We start from the raw sequence: 13763 nt of genomic DNA on the forward strand, positions 1-13763 counted from the left end.
CCATGGATCGGTTCCGGGAGACCGCGCTGCGGCGCCGTGCTCTGGTGCCGTACGAGTTTCCGTGGACCGTCCCCGTGGTGATGTATGGAAGCACGCTACTGATCGTGGGTTGTGCGGTGGCACAGCGCGGCTTCACCCGGCCGTGGGTACTGTTGCTCGCGGCTGGTCTGGCACTGGCTCCGATCCTCATTTTCATCATCGCCGGGCGCAAGCTCAACACGTTCTGGACGGTGGCATGTGGTCTGAGTGCGGTGGCACTGTTTCTGACCTGGCCGCCGAACGTCGTCGACGCCGCTCCTTTCCTGCTGATGTTCACCGTGGGGGAGGTGGGTGCGATGGCCTCGGTACGGGTGGGGCTGGCCGCGACGAGTGCCTGTGCGGCATTGCTTGTGGTGGCCGAGCAGCTACATCACCTGGGTATCTTCTCGCTGTACATGATGTTCTTTGTGCTGTGCGGCTGGATGATGGGCCACATCCTGCAACTGCAACAACGGCTGATCTTGCAAGAACGCGCGCAGCAGGCCCGCATCCAGGAACAAGCTGCCTCCGATGAACGCCGCCGCATCGCACGCGAAATCCATGACGTGATAGCACATTCGCTGTCTGTGACGATGCTTCATCTGACTGGTGCGCGGCGGGCGCTACAAGAGGACCACGATGTGGACGACGCCGTCGCGGGCTTGGTGGACGCCGAACGTCTTGGACGTCAGGCCATGTCGGATATCCGGGGCACGGTCGGGCTGTTGAGTGCCGGACCCGGCGGCGTCGAGCCGATGCGGTTGGCTCCCGAACCCGGGATCGCGGATATCCCCGGTTTGGTCGCCGACTTCACGGCGGCGGGGATGTCGGTGGAGTCGCATATCTACGGTTCCGGTGAGGCTGTCAGCGCCGGAGTGGGTTTGGCGTTGTACCGAGTGGCTCAGGAATCTCTGGCCAATATCGCCAAGCATTCGCCTAGGTCATCTGCCGCAGTGCTCCTCGATATCACCGGGTCGGCGGCGAGCCTGACCGTGAGCAATGACCTGGCTGCGGGGTTGCGTCCAGACGTGTGCTCGGGGGGCGGCCTCACCGGCATGCGGCAACGCATCGAGATGCTCGGCGGCGTGTTCCATGCGGGGCGGGCGGAAGATGGCTGGACAGTTTCGGCGAGTGTCCCGTTGGAATCCAATGGGACAGACTGCCGTTCCCGGCGCAGGAAAGTGCTGTGGCGTCATGACTGACACCGAGGTGGGCGTCCTGCTGGTCGATGATCAGGAGCTTGTACGAACGGGGTTGCGCCGGATTCTGCGTCGCAAGGACGGCTTCGCGATAGTGGGGGAGTGCGCCGATGGGAGCGAGGTCGCCGCTGCGGTGAGCCGGGCGCGGCCCGACGTGGTGATCATGGATCTGCGGATGAAGCAGATGAGTGGTATCGAGGCGATTCGCTTGCTGCATGCCGCGCAGGGACCGCCGGCGCTGGCGCTCACCACATTTGACGACGACGAGCTGCTCTCGGGTGCGCTGCGCGCCGGTGCTGCCGGGTTCATTCTGAAGGACTCGCCCGCCGAGGAGCTGGTACGCGCAGTGCATGCGGTGGCGCGCGGTGAGGCGTACCTGGACCCTGCGGTGACCTCGCGTGTGCTCAATGCCTATCGACGGGCACCCGCCGCAGTGTCGGGGGATGCCCAGGACAAACTCACCGCACGGGAACTGGATGTGCTGGCACTCATCGCCTCCGGGGCAACCAACTCCGAAATCGCTGAACAACTCGTGATATCGGAGGTCACGGTCAAGAGTCACATCGGGCGCATCTTCGTCAAACTCGATCTACGGGACCGTGCCGCGGCCATCGTCTACGCCTACGACCACGGCATCGTGACACCGAAATAGATTTACAGCAGGTTCTTTTCGCGGATGCTCTCTAGAGCCTCGTGTAGCTGTTCGAGCTCGCGGCGCAAGTAGTCACGCGTCGCGACCTCGCCAACTGCCAGCCGCAGTGCGGCGAGCTCGCGGGCCAGGTACTCGGTGTCGGCCTTGGTCTGCTCGGCTCGTCTGCGGTCCTCTTCCAGCGCCACCCGGTCGCGGTTCTCCTGTCGGTTCTGCGCCAGCAGGATCAGGGGTGCCGCGTAGGCAGCCTGTGTGGAGAAGGCCAGGTTGAGCAGGATGAACGGGTACGGATCCCATTCCAGTCCCACCGCGAAGAGGTTCAGCGCGATCCACACCACCACGAATATCGTCTGGATCGCGAGATAGCGTCCCGTCCCGAGGAAACGTGCGATGTTCTCACTCACCCGCCCGACGGCCTCGACATCGAGGCCGAGGGACAGCCGGCGCGAGGTGCGCGGGGTATCGAGCCGCTGGCGTGCCGACGCGTCACTCACGGGCGGTCACCTCCCGCCACAGCCTCCGGCTCTTCGGCGCGCCAGCCATCGGGCATGAGGTGGTCCAGCACGTCGTCCACGGTGACGGCACCAAGCAAGTGGTCCTCCCTGTCGATCACCGGGCCGCACACCAGGTTGTAGGCGGCGAAATAGCGGGTCACCTCGGCAAGCGGAGCCTCGGCGTCAAGGTAGGGCAGGTCGGTATCGAGGATGCCACCGACCATCGCGTAGGGAGGCTCGCGTAGCAGCCGCTGAAGGTGCACACATCCGAGATAGCGGCCGGTGGGCGTCGCCGTGGGCGGCCGGACCACGAACACCAGCGAGGAAAGAGCAGGCGTCAGATCTGGATCACGCACGCGGGCAAGAGCTTCGGCGACGGTAGTGTTGGGGGTCAGGATCACCGGCTCTGGCGTCATCATGCCGCCGGCGGTGTTGGGGGAGTGGGTGAGCAGTCGGCGGACGGGCTCGGAGTCCTCCGGATCCATCAGCGCCAGCAGTGATTCCGCCTCCGCGGGCGGCAGCTCGCCCAACAGGTCGGCGGCGTCGTCGGGATCCATCGCCTCCAGCACGTCCGCGGCGCGTTCGTCCTCCAGCTTGGTCAGTACCTCGGCCTGATCATCTTCGGGAAGTTCCTGAAGGATGTCGGCCAGCCGCTCGTCGTCGAATGCGCCCAGCACTTCGTCGCGTCGCTTGGGGGGAAGCTCGCGGATGGCGTCGGCCACCTCGACCGGCCGCATGCCCTCGAATTGGAGCATCAGCTGGGCCACGCCCTGACCGGGCAGGTTGAGTGTCGACGGCGTCAAGCCCTGGATGTGGCTCCAGTCGGTCACCTGCACACCGGTGCGCCGTCCCAGCCGCCGCGGGCTGCGCACCGCCACCCGGGTCACCACCCAGTCGCGGGTGCGGGTCTGTTCGAGGCCGAGGTCCACCACGGTCAGATCCACGCCATGGAACTGTTCGAGCTCGGGGTCGTCGGTGCGCACCGTGGTGTCGAGCACCTGGCCCAGGACCAGCGCTTCGCTGGGCCGTTGTTCGAAGCGTCGCAGCGAGACATTACCTGTGTTGAGCGTCACCGAGCCTGGCTCAATAGCGGTGACACGCAGCATTGGAACGAAAATTCTTCGGCGCGTGAGCATTTCGACGACAAGGCCGATAACGCGCGGCTGTTTTCGGGCAACTCCCATGCCGATCACGACATCGCGGACCCGTCCGATCGACTCGCCGTCCGGGCCGAGAACGACCAGGCCTGAGAGCCTGGCTGCGAACACCTTGCTCACTGCGGCCATGACAGCAAGATTAGGGGGTAACCGTTGCGGCCGTCCGCAGGTGTCTCGAGTTGGGTGGTTAGGGGCCTATTCCGCCGTACATCAGAGCGATGACGGCCGCCGAGAATCGCTCGGTGTCTTGTACCTCGCCGCCTCGTGACGCGTGCAGCCCGTTGGCGAGAATCATCCCGGTTACCGCGCGAGCGGTGTATTCGGTGTCGAGATCGGCACGTAGGTAGCCTTTTTCGACACCATGGCGCAGGTAGGCCTCGGTGAGATGATCGCTTGTGGAGAGCATGCCGAACACGCGCTCGCGCAGCTCACTGTCGACCGAGCCGGCTTCCAGAAGCAGCAGCGGTAGGTGCGGGTTTTCCCTGAACAGGTGCGCCAGAGCGGCGCCGATCCGGACCGACTGTTGTCGGTATTGCTCAATGTCGTCGGCGAGGCCTGCCGCGTTCTCTGCGCCGATTGCCTCAAAGATCTGTCCGGTGACGTCGTCAATGACATGCTCGATGATGTCCCGCTTGCTCTTGAAGTACCGGTAGAAGGTCCCGTGGCCGATCCCGATTCGTCCGGCGATATCCGCGACGCCTGTGGCGTGATAGCCCTGCTCGGCGAAGCATGCGAAGGCGGAGTCCAAGATCTCCTGCCGCATTTCGCGCTTTTTGCGCTCGACACGGCTGAGTGCGGACGGGCTGGACGACATAAGCGGCGATCCTACCGACCTTGACACCCCTCAAGAATGACATATCATTCCGAAACTGACACGCCATTCCGTTTTCCTGGAGGTAGATGTGAGTCGTTATCCGAAGATCGAGCTGGCCGGTGCGGTGGTCGTCATCACCGGCGGAGCCAGAGGAATCGGCGCGGCGACCGCGCGCCTCTTCGCCGATAGGGGTGCTGACGTGTGGATCGGCGACGTCGACGACGTGGTCGCCAAGGAGACTGCGAACGGCATCCCCAATGCACACTCCGGAGCCCTCGACGTCACCAAACCCGAGTCCTGGGCCGGGTTCCTTGACCAGGTGCGCGCTGAATCCGGGCCGGTGGACATCTTGATCAACAACGCCGGCGTCATGCCACTGGGCGGATTCATCGAAGAAAACGAGCGCACCACCGACTTGATTCTCGACGTGAACGTGCGTGGCCCGCTCAACGGTGCACGGGCGGTGTTACCGCAGATGGTGGCCCGTGGGCGCGGGCACGTCGTCAACGTGGCCTCGATGGCCGGCAAGCTGGCCGTGCCCGGAATGGTCACCTACAACGCGTCCAAGTTCGGCGCCGTGGGGCTGTCGGTGGCGCTGCGCAAGGAGTACGGAAATACCGGTGTCAGTGTCAGCTGCGTGCTGCCGAGCGCGGTCCGGACCGAATTGGCCTCGGGTGCGCCGCTGGGCAAGGGCATGCCCACCGTTGATCCCGAGGATGTGGCCGCCGCCATCGTGCGCAGCGTGGACACTCGCCGCGCTCAGATTTCGGTGCCGGGCTGGCTCGCCTTCGGATGGGGTTTGGTGGACCTGTTTGTGCCGGAACCGGTGGAGCGGCTGGCTCGGCGGCTGATCGATGACCGTCGCGCCCTGACGTCACTGGACCTGAACGCGCGCGGTGCCTACATCGAACGCATTGAACGGCAGAGCAAGGAGCATCAGAAGTGAGCGATACGCGCGATCCCAGGGTCATCGTCGTCGGCGCGGGCATGGCGGGAATCGCCGTGGGGCACAAGCTCAAAGAGGCAGGTTTCAACGATTTCACCATTCTGGAGAAGGGTGATGACGTTGGCGGCGTCTGGTACTGGAATCGATATCCGGGGTTGACCTGTGATGTGCCCTCACAGGCGTACCAATACCCGTTCGCGCCCCGGACCGACTGGCCTCGGCTCTTCGCCACCGGTAGTGAGATTCAGGCGTATCACCGCAAGGTCGCCGAGGACCTGGATGTGATGCCGCATATCCGGTGTGGGCAGGAGGTCACGGCGGCGGAATTCACCGGCAGTGGCTGGCGGGTCACCACCGCGGCAGGGGAGGCGCTGGAGTGCGACTTTCTGATCGCCGCCACCGGCGTGCTGCACCACCCCAACATTCCTGATATCCCCGGACTCGACAGCTTCCAGGGCGCCGTCGTGCACACCGCGCGGTGGGACGACTCGGTGCGTTTGGAAGGCAAGCGTGTTGCCGCGATTGGAACGGGCTCCACTGGTGTGCAAGTGGTTTCGGCGATGCAGCCCGTTGTCGCGCAGGTGACCTCATTCATCCGGACCCCGCAGTGGGTGCTGTGGGCGCCCATGTCGTTGCGGCAGCCGAAGTTCGTGGCCAAGCTCCTGGATGCGTTGCCCACCCAACGCATCGTGCGCTTCACGGCCCTGACGGGCACGGATGCTTTGGTCAACATTGTGACCCGGCCCGGTTGGGGACGGCGTTTGGTGCAGCAGTACGCGCGTGCCTGCCTACATCTGATCCGCGACAAGGAGCTGAGGCAGAAGCTCACCCCGGACTACGAGCCGCTGTGCAAGCGTCAAGTGCTGTCCGGTTCGTTCCATCGTGCTGTACAGAAGCCCAACGTCGAGATTGTCACCGACCGCATCAACAGGATCACTCCGACGGGGATCGTGACGGTGGATGGCACCGAGCGCGAATTCGACGTGATCGTCCTGGCCACCGGGTTCCAGGCGCACAACTACATGCGCCCCATGAATCTGGTTGGCAAGGATGGGTATTCGATTGACGAGGCGTGGGAGAAGGGGCCCAAGGCCTATCGGATGACCGCGATTCCGGGCTTCCCGAACTTCTTCACGGTGCTGGGGCCCAATTCGCCGACCGGCTCGATCTGGCTTCAGCACACGGCCGAGCGCACCGCCGAATACATCATCAGCTGGCTCCATCGCTTCGCTCGCGGCGAGATCAACACCGTAGAGGTGAGCTCCGAGGCCACTGACGAGTTCAATGACCAAGCGCGCGAAGCGATGAAGCCGACCGTGTGGGCCACCGGATGCAACTCCTGGTACCTCACCGAGGACGGATCCGTTGACCTGTGGCCCTTTGACCGCAAGACGATGGAGCAGATGCTGGCCTCACCCGAGGAGAGCCACTACATCGTGCGGTGATCCGCGCTAGTGCAAGTTGAACGTTGTCGGATCCGGCCCGATACGGCCGTCGGACGCGTCCAGCGCGGTGATGCGCTCCACCTCGTCGGTGCTGAGCTCGAAACCGAATACGTCGAAGTTGGCCGCAATGCGGGCCGGCGTCACCGACTTGGGGATGACGACGTTACCGAGCTGCAGATGCCAGCGCAGGATCACCTGTGCCGCACTCACGTCGTGTGCCTGGGCGATGGCGCCGATCGTCGCATCCTCCAGAATCGTGCCCTGGCCGAGCGGCGACCACGCCTCGGTGGCAATGCCGTATTCGGCGTGGAACGCGCGCAGTTCGGGCTGGGTGAACCGCGGGTGTAGCTCGATCTGGTTGAGGGCGGGTACTTCTCCGGTCTCATCGATAAGCCGCTTGAGGTTGTCGACGGTGAAGTTGCTGACGCCGATGGCCTTGGCGCGCCCATCGGCCTGGATCCGCTGTAGGGCCTTGAAGCTCGCCACGTACTCATCGAGTTCGGGGACCGGCCAGTGGATGAGGTACAGGTCCACGTAATCGGTGCCCAGCCGCTCCAGGGAGGCGTCGAAGGCGCGTAGCGCGTTGTCGTATCCCTGGTCGGAGTTCCACAGCTTGGTGGTCAGGAAGACATCGCCGCGCGGAATGCCGGATTCCGCGATGGCGGCGCCAGTGCCCGCCTCGTTGTCGTAGATCTTGGCGGTGTCGATGCTGCGATATCCGACCTGCAGGGCTGCCGACACTGCCGCACGCGCCTGGTCGTCGGGAACCTGCCAGACGCCGTAGCCGAGCTGCGGGATCGTGGTGCCGGAATTGAGCGTCACATTGGGGACTATCTGGGGAACTGTCACGGTCAACCCAACACGAGGCGCCGTCGAGTATTCCCGGGCAGCCGCAGCAGAATGAAACACGATGTACGGCCATTGATCGGTGGGGCGGATTCGTCGCTGAGCGCGTGTTTGGGAACGCGCGGATTGATCTGCGGTGTGCGCACTTCCACCCGGAGCGACGCTCCAGCGCTACCCGAGAGGCGCTAGCTGTGAGTCTGAGTGAAGCCCGGTTCGTCCCCGGTATGCCCCATCAGGGTGGTGTATCCGTGTTGCACCACTGTTCCGTCGTCGGTGGTGATGACGTTCTTTGTGGTGACGATGTCGGCGCCGAAGGCAGTGCGGATGTCGTGCATGTGGACCTCACAGTGCAGGACATCCCCGGTGAGGATGGGGCGCAGCATCGTGAACTGCTGATCTACCTGCGCGATCTTCTTGTCGTTGATGGCGATACCGCAGTGCTGGAGAAACCACTTTTGTGCGGCGTATCCCAGGATGCACAAGAACGTCGGCGGTATCACAAGTTCGTCGTGTCCGAGGGCGCTGGCCGCGGGAAGGCTGTGATGTGCGGGGTGGTGGTTCTGGATGGCGAGGGATAGTTCACGGATCTTCTCGCGTCCGACCACGTATGTGGAGGGGTATCGGTGGTGAGTGCCGATCAGGTCGGGAGAGATGGGCATGGGCCTAATGTAAACGTGCGTTGACTTGTGGTCTGGCACAGGGGTCGGGAAAGGGCGCCAACTCGATGTACTTGTGAGGCTTGGTCATACCGTCGCAATGCCCCCAATGTGGATTGACGGACGGGTGCTCGGGCCGCTTCTCAAAGCATGAGGCCGGTGTAGGCGGAATTGATCCTTGCCTACACCGGCCTATCTGGTGCGCCGTCAGGGGCTCGAACCCCGGACCCGCTGATTAAGAGTCAGCTGCTCTACCAACTGAGCTAACGGCGCGTGAACGTGCGTGGAAGACCTTAGCAGCCTCGGCGCCCGTAACGAAAATTGTAATCGTGGCGATAGGCCCGTCGCGTTGGTTGAGGTCGTCGTGCGTCATCGCGAACCCGTACAATCGTGGCTGATTTCGTGCATCAAAATTCAAAGGGAGCAAAGCATGACCCAGGGTCGTCCACGCCTGCACGCTGGCGCGCGTCGGCGGTGGGTTGCCACGCTTGCTCTGCCCGTTGTGGCAATGGCTGTGCTGGCTGGATGCGCCGGTGCCACCACGCAGGAACCCCCGAAAGTCATTGATAAGGCAACGCCTTACGCCGATCTGCTGGTACCCAAGCTGGCGATGTCGGTTAAGGATGGAGCCGTAGGTGTGGCGGTTGACGCGCCGGTGACGGTGACGGCAGGCGAAGGTGTGCTCGGCAGCGTCACCATGGTGAATTCCGATGGCAAAGAGATCGCCGGCGAGATCGGTCCCGATGGCGTCACCTGGACCACCACCGAACCGCTCGGTTACGACAAGCAGTACACGATCAATGCCGATGCCCGTGGTCTAGGCGGTGTGGCGCGGGCCAATGCGACATTCCGAACCCAGTCGCCCGACAACATGACGATGCCGTACGTGATGCCCGGTGATGGCGAGGTTGTCGGCGTCGGTCAAACGGTAGCCATTCGGTTCGATGAAAACATTCCGAACCGTGCGGCGGCCGAGAAGGCCATCAAGATCACCACCAACCCGCCGGTGGAGGGCGCGTTCTACTGGCTGAACAACCGAGAGGTGCGCTGGCGCCCCGAGTCGTTCTGGGACTCCGGTACATCCGTGGACGTCAAGGTCAATACCTATGGCGTGAACCTGGGCGACGGTGTCTTCGGCCAGGACAATGTGGCGTCCCACTTCACCATCGGCGACGCGGTGATCAGCCGCGTGGACGACACCAACAAGATCCTCAACATCGAGCGCAACGGCGAGATCATCAAGACCATGCCCACCTCGATGGGTAAGGACAAGGCGCCCACCAACAACGGCACCTACATCATCGGTGAGCGGTTCAAGGATCTGATCATGGATTCGTCGACCTACGGTGTCGCGGTCAACTCGCCCGACGGCTACCGCACCAAGGTGCAGTACGCCACCCAGATGTCGTACAGCGGTATTTACGTGCACGCGGCACCGTGGTCCGTAGGCGCGCAAGGGCGCACCAACACCAGCCACGGCTGCTTGAACGTCAGCACGGCCAACGCAAAATGGTTCTACGAGAACACTAAACGCGGCGATGTGGTGATCGTCTCCAACACAGTGGGTCCGGTGCTTCCGGGTACCGAGGGTTTGGGCGACTGGAACATCCCTTGGGCGCAGTGGAAGGCGGGAAACGCCCGCCAGCAATAAAGCGGCACACAGACAGCGAAGAAGCCCCCGGCACTTTCACGTGCGCGGGGGCTTCTCCATCTGTGGGGCCTACCCCTCGATGACCTTCTGGTCGAGGACCCGCTTGGACGGCACCATGACGATCGACTTGGAGTTGTCGCGATCGCGGTAGGCCGATTCCAGGGCCGACGGGATGCTCTCCAGCCTCCCGTGCACGCCCATTAGCTGCTCCAGGATCGAGATGCGCTGCTGACCAATCTCTTCCACCGATCGGCGGGCCTGATCCAGGCGTCGCTCGATCTGCTCGTCGGCCAGGCGCAGGCGACGATCCGCCTCATCTTTGGCGTCGGCAAGGCGTTTCTCGCATTCGCCCTGGATGCTGCGGCGCTGTTCGTCGACGGCGCTCTGCGTGTCGGTGCGCAGTTTGGTCAACTCCTCGTCCAATTCCGTTTCAGCTTTCTCACGCCGCTTGGCCTCGGCGGCACGCAATCGCTCGGACTCGCTGACTGCTTGGGCGACAATCTGATTGGCTTCCTCGCGGGCGCGTGCCATCACCTCGGTGTACTCGGTTTCCAGCGCGCTCTGCCGGGCCGCCATGTCGGCGAGCAGTTCCTTGTGCTTGGTGCGCATGGCCTCGGCATCGGCCTTGGCGGAGGCGATCAGCGCGGCGGACTCGGTGCGCGCCTCGTTCTGCATCTCGGCGACCTCGTCGACCGCGATGCGAAGCATCTTCGCCATCCGGTCGGTCATGGCGTGGGCGGAGGGGGAGGTGTCGCTGAGGGTGGTGACCTCGTCCTTGAGTGAGCTGATCTGCTTGGTGGCGTCCTCCAGCCGGCTCTTGAGCGTCTCCACATCGTTCAGCCCCGACTGATGCATGATGGTCAGCCGGCTGATGTACTCGTTGACCTCAATGGGGTCATATCCATTGCGCGTCCGCGTGAAATTCCGGGTGGACTCGTTGAGGGTGGTCGTGGTCACTTGTACCCCTTGGAAACAGGTATGGAAGCAGTGGACGAGTGTTAGCCCGCGAAGAGTATGGCACGCGTTGCCGGTCACCGTACAGAAGTATTGGTAAATAGTGGCGCACGGTGTTCCCAGATGTCCCGCGCCTTACGCACCTGGTCACCGCATCTATTTCGCAAGCTTCTGCCCCCGTGGGTCGATGTCAGCATGTCGACTTCCGATTCCCGATGTTTGTTCCGCTCCGCTGGCTGGGTTTGCTGAATATTTCGGCAGGCATCACTGCGAGAGGGGGCGGTGACAGGCCTGCGGTTTGCCGCAGGTGTGATCGGGTGACGTACACGCCGCAGGAGTCGTTTCCTGTACTTCATCTTGATAGCGCCAGTTCACATAGCGATGGTGCGATCTACCCCGTCGCGGTACGGGGTATCGGTTCGGTGGGAAGAGCGGAAACGGTGGTACCTGCCGTTCCAACAACAGGTGAGCCCGGGAAACGAACATCGCCCCACCCGATACTTGCGGGTGGGGCGATGTTCTTGGTGGGGTGGCTGACGGGACTCGAACCCGCGACAGCCAGGATCACAACCTGGTGCTCTACCAACTGAACTACAGCCACCATTGCCGCGCAGAGCGGCGTGAAAGATCTTAACCGGTGAGGGCGCCTTAGGCCGAATCGGTATCCGGCGCGTTGTCCAGGTCGGCCACGATTGCGACAAGGTCACTGGTAGAGGGCCCAGGATCGGGGACGAAGGCCGCGCGGCGGTAGTAGCGCAGCTCGCGAATCGACTCCTTGATGTCGGCGAGCGCACGATGCGCCAGGCCCTTGTCGGGTTGGCCGAAGTAGATCCGCGGATACCAGCGGCGGCACAGTTCCTTGATGGAGCTGACGTCGATCATCCGGTAGTGCAGGAAGGCGTCGAGTTCCGGCATGTCACGTGCGATGAAGCCCCGGTCGGTGGCGATGGAGTTACCTGCCAGGGGAGCGGTCTTGGCCGACGCCACGTGCTGACGGATGTAGTCGAGCACCATCGCCTCTGCTTCTTGCAGGGTGACGACCGACGTGCGGACCTCCTTGGTGAGCCCCGATTTGGCGTGCATATCGGCGACCACCGGCGGCATCGCGGCCAGGGCGGCGTCATCGGCGTGAATGACGACGTCAACACCCTCGCCGAGGATGTTGAGGTCACCGTCGGTGACAAGGGCGGCGATCTCGATCAGTTTGTCGGAGCCGAGGTCGAGCCCCGTCATCTCGCAGTCGATCCAGACCAGTTCATCGCGTGGAGCACTCACAGTCTGACCACAGTAGCGGTACGTGCGATCCGCGAGTGTGACGTCAGCGCGGAATTTCGCGAGCAATCCATCGCCGACCCCACCGTCGGCGATGACGGAGACCGTCCGGGGCATTAGGGTCGTGGCCATGGCCGAGCAGACCACCGCGGGAGCCACGCCCGCACAGCAGATCGCCGCCGGATACGCCACCACTGGCCAAGCACTTGAACTGGGTTCGGTCGTGGTGGACGGCACTGTCGATCCGGCGGCGCGTATCCGCATTCCATTGGCGACCCTCAACCGGCACGGCCTCATCGCCGGCGCGACCGGTACCGGCAAGACCAAGACCCTTCAGGTGATCGCCGAGCAGCTCAGTGCCGCGGGAGTGCCTGTGGTCATGGCCGACGTCAAGGGCGACCTATCCGGCATCTCCCAGCCCGGCGAGGCCGGCGACAAGACGGCGGCTCGTGCCAAGGACACCGGCGACGACTGGGTGCCGACGGGCTTCCCGACCGAGTTCGTGTCACTGGGCACCAACGGGATCGGTGTGCCGGTCCGCGCGACCATCCGCAGCTTCGGTCCGATCTTGCTGTCAAAGGTGCTGGGGCTCAATGCCACCCAGGAATCCACGCTGGGGTTGATCTTCCACTGGGCAGACCAACAGCAGCTGCCACTGCAGGACCTGAAAGATCTGCGCGCGGTCATCACGTACCTGACCAGCGATGAGGGCAAGGCGGACCTGAAGAACCTCGGTGGTGTGTCGGCGGCGACGGCGGGCGTGATCCTGCGCGCGCTGATCAATCTGGAGGCCGACGACGGCGACACGTTCTTCGGCGAACCCGAAATCGATCCGAACGATCTGATGCGGACGTCTGGAGACAAGGGCGTCATCACCCTGGTCGAGCTGGGGGCGCAGGCCGCGCGGCCGGTTCTGTTCTCCACATTCCTGATGTGGATTCTGGCCAACCTGTTCACGAAGCTGCCCGAGATCGGCGACGTTGACAAGCCCAAGCTCGTGTTCATCTTCGACGAGGCGCATCTGCTGTTCGCCGACGCGTCGAAGGCGTTCCTGGAGCAGGTGGAGCAGACCGTCAAGCTCATCCGGTCCAAGGGCGTCGGCGTGTTCTTCTGCACCCAGCTGCCCACCGACGTGCCCAACAACGTGCTCTCGCAGCTGGGCGCGCGCGTTCAGCACGCGCTGCGTGCCTTCACGCCCGAGGACCAGAAGGCCCTTGCCAAGACCGTCAAGACCTATCCCAAGACGGATGTGTACGACATGGACACGGCGCTGACCTCGCTGGGCATCGGCGAGGCGATCGTCACGGTGCTCTCCGAGCGGGGCGCGCCGACGCCGGTGGCGTGGACCCGGATGCGTGCGCCGCGTTCGCTGATGGCCGCCATCGGTGACGACGCCATCAAGGCCGCCGCCGCGTCCAGCCCCTTGCAGTCCAAGTACGGTCAGACTGTCGATTCGCGATCGGCCTTCGAGGTCCTCGCCGAGAAGGCTGCCCAGGCGCAGCAGGACGCCCCTGTCGGGCAGGCTCCCGCGAAGAAGAACGGCAAGCCGGCACCTGAGAAGCCCAGCTGGTGGCGCCGGCTGCTCAGCAACAGGAGCTTTCAGAGCTTTCTCAGCGCGCTGGGCAAGCAGCTCATCCGCAATATGGGTAAAAAGTAGTTCTG

13 protein-coding genes and 2 tRNA genes are annotated in these 13763 nt (G+C 63.7%); 6 read left to right on the top strand and 9 right to left on the bottom strand.

The window, feature by feature from the left end:
• The first annotated feature begins 2 nt into the window (after positions 1-2).
• Both MAB_RS07840 and MAB_RS07845 read left to right on the top strand, forming a co-directional pair.
• Positions 3-1220 (top strand): sensor histidine kinase, encoded by a 1218-nt coding sequence (locus MAB_RS07840; protein WP_005093083.1) that lies wholly within the window; start codon positions 3-5, stop codon positions 1218-1220.
• Complete coding sequence (locus MAB_RS07845; protein WP_005093084.1) at positions 1213-1869, top strand: response regulator; 657 nt, start codon at positions 1213-1215, stop codon at positions 1867-1869. Before MAB_RS07840 ends, MAB_RS07845 begins: the two co-directional genes overlap by 8 nt.
• A gap of 2 nt (positions 1870-1871) precedes the next feature.
• Here MAB_RS07845 and MAB_RS07850 read toward each other — a convergent pair whose 3' ends face one another.
• Genes MAB_RS07850 through MAB_RS07860 form a run of 3 tightly spaced genes read right to left on the bottom strand, consistent with a single transcriptional unit; the run spans position 1872 to position 4331 of the window.
• Positions 1872-2360, bottom strand: coding sequence for a DUF1003 domain-containing protein (locus MAB_RS07850; protein ID WP_005060011.1), 489 nt, complete (start codon positions 2358-2360; stop codon positions 1872-1874).
• Positions 2357-3646 carry a magnesium transporter MgtE N-terminal domain-containing protein gene (locus tag MAB_RS07855; protein ID WP_005084763.1) on the bottom strand — a complete coding sequence of 430 codons (1290 nt, stop codon included), beginning with the start codon at positions 3644-3646 and terminating at the stop codon, positions 2357-2359. The genes MAB_RS07850 and MAB_RS07855 overlap by 4 nt, the downstream gene beginning before the upstream one ends.
• Positions 3647-3704: 58 nt before the next feature.
• Positions 3705-4331: a TetR/AcrR family transcriptional regulator gene (locus MAB_RS07860; RefSeq protein WP_005084765.1), complete on the bottom strand. Its 627-nt coding sequence runs from the start codon at positions 4329-4331 to the stop codon at positions 3705-3707.
• Between the two features lie 88 nt (positions 4332-4419).
• Between MAB_RS07860 and MAB_RS07865 the strand changes: the two genes are divergently transcribed.
• Positions 4420-5277 (top strand): SDR family oxidoreductase, encoded by an 858-nt coding sequence (locus MAB_RS07865; protein ID WP_005060018.1) that lies wholly within the window; start codon positions 4420-4422, stop codon positions 5275-5277.
• Positions 5274-6722: a flavin-containing monooxygenase gene (locus MAB_RS07870; protein ID WP_005084767.1), complete on the top strand. Its 1449-nt coding sequence runs from the start codon at positions 5274-5276 to the stop codon at positions 6720-6722. Before MAB_RS07865 ends, MAB_RS07870 begins: the two co-directional genes overlap by 4 nt.
• Positions 6723-6728: 6 nt before the next feature.
• On the opposite strand, the gene MAB_RS07875 is transcribed toward MAB_RS07870, so the two are convergent.
• The 3 genes from MAB_RS07875 to MAB_RS07885 form a co-directional block, all read right to left on the bottom strand.
• Positions 6729-7544: an aldo/keto reductase gene (locus tag MAB_RS07875; RefSeq protein WP_005091311.1), complete on the bottom strand. Its 816-nt coding sequence runs from the start codon at positions 7542-7544 to the stop codon at positions 6729-6731.
• Between the two features lie 209 nt (positions 7545-7753).
• Complete coding sequence (locus MAB_RS07880; RefSeq protein WP_005091313.1) at positions 7754-8227, bottom strand: FAS1-like dehydratase domain-containing protein; 474 nt, start codon at positions 8225-8227, stop codon at positions 7754-7756.
• A 194-nt stretch (positions 8228-8421) separates the two neighbouring features.
• Positions 8422-8497 (bottom strand) — tRNA-Lys (locus tag MAB_RS07885).
• Between the two features lie 157 nt (positions 8498-8654).
• On the opposite strand from MAB_RS07885, the gene MAB_RS07890 reads away from it, so the two are divergent.
• Positions 8655-9875 (top strand): L,D-transpeptidase, encoded by a 1221-nt coding sequence (locus tag MAB_RS07890; RefSeq protein WP_005084773.1) that lies wholly within the window; start codon positions 8655-8657, stop codon positions 9873-9875.
• Positions 9876-9944: 69 nt separating this feature from the next.
• On the opposite strand, the gene MAB_RS07895 is transcribed toward MAB_RS07890, so the two are convergent.
• From MAB_RS07895 to orn, 3 genes are all read right to left on the bottom strand, one after another.
• Positions 9945-10832, bottom strand: a complete 888-nt coding sequence (locus MAB_RS07895) for a DivIVA domain-containing protein (RefSeq protein ID WP_005093086.1) — start codon at positions 10830-10832, stop codon at positions 9945-9947.
• Between the two features lie 522 nt (positions 10833-11354).
• Positions 11355-11430: transfer RNA gene (locus MAB_RS07900), tRNA-His, on the bottom strand.
• 47 nt (positions 11431-11477) lie between these two features.
• Positions 11478-12104, bottom strand: a complete 627-nt coding sequence (gene orn / locus MAB_RS07905; RefSeq protein ID WP_005096508.1) for an oligoribonuclease — start codon at positions 12102-12104, stop codon at positions 11478-11480.
• Positions 12105-12231: 127 nt separating this feature from the next.
• Between orn and MAB_RS07910 the strand changes: the two genes are divergently transcribed.
• Complete coding sequence (locus tag MAB_RS07910) at positions 12232-13758, top strand: helicase HerA-like domain-containing protein (RefSeq protein ID WP_005110154.1); 1527 nt, start codon at positions 12232-12234, stop codon at positions 13756-13758.
• Positions 13759-13763: the final 5 nt, after the last annotated feature.

It is taken from the genome of Mycobacteroides abscessus ATCC 19977, assembly GCF_000069185.1.
Taxonomy (GTDB): Bacteria; Actinomycetota; Actinomycetes; order Mycobacteriales; family Mycobacteriaceae; genus Mycobacterium; species Mycobacterium abscessus.

What these genes read in the sequence shown, in the direction of transcription:
- MAB_RS07880 (WP_005091313.1), bottom strand. Translation starts at nt 8,227, where the DNA reads ATGCCCATCTCTCCCGACCTGATCGGCACTCACCACCGATACCCCTCC.
- MAB_RS07855 (WP_005084763.1), bottom strand. Translation starts at nt 3,646, where the DNA reads ATGGCCGCAGTGAGCAAGGTGTTCGCAGCCAGGCTCTCAGGCCTGGTC.
- MAB_RS07910 (WP_005110154.1), top strand. Translation starts at nt 12,232, where the DNA reads ATGGCCGAGCAGACCACCGCGGGAGCCACGCCCGCACAGCAGATCGCC.
- MAB_RS07890 (WP_005084773.1), top strand. Translation starts at nt 8,655, where the DNA reads ATGACCCAGGGTCGTCCACGCCTGCACGCTGGCGCGCGTCGGCGGTGG.
- MAB_RS07840 (WP_005093083.1), top strand. Translation starts at nt 3, where the DNA reads ATGGATCGGTTCCGGGAGACCGCGCTGCGGCGCCGTGCTCTGGTGCCG.
- MAB_RS07860 (WP_005084765.1), bottom strand. Translation starts at nt 4,331, where the DNA reads ATGTCGTCCAGCCCGTCCGCACTCAGCCGTGTCGAGCGCAAAAAGCGC.
- MAB_RS07845 (WP_005093084.1), top strand. Translation starts at nt 1,213, where the DNA reads ATGACTGACACCGAGGTGGGCGTCCTGCTGGTCGATGATCAGGAGCTT.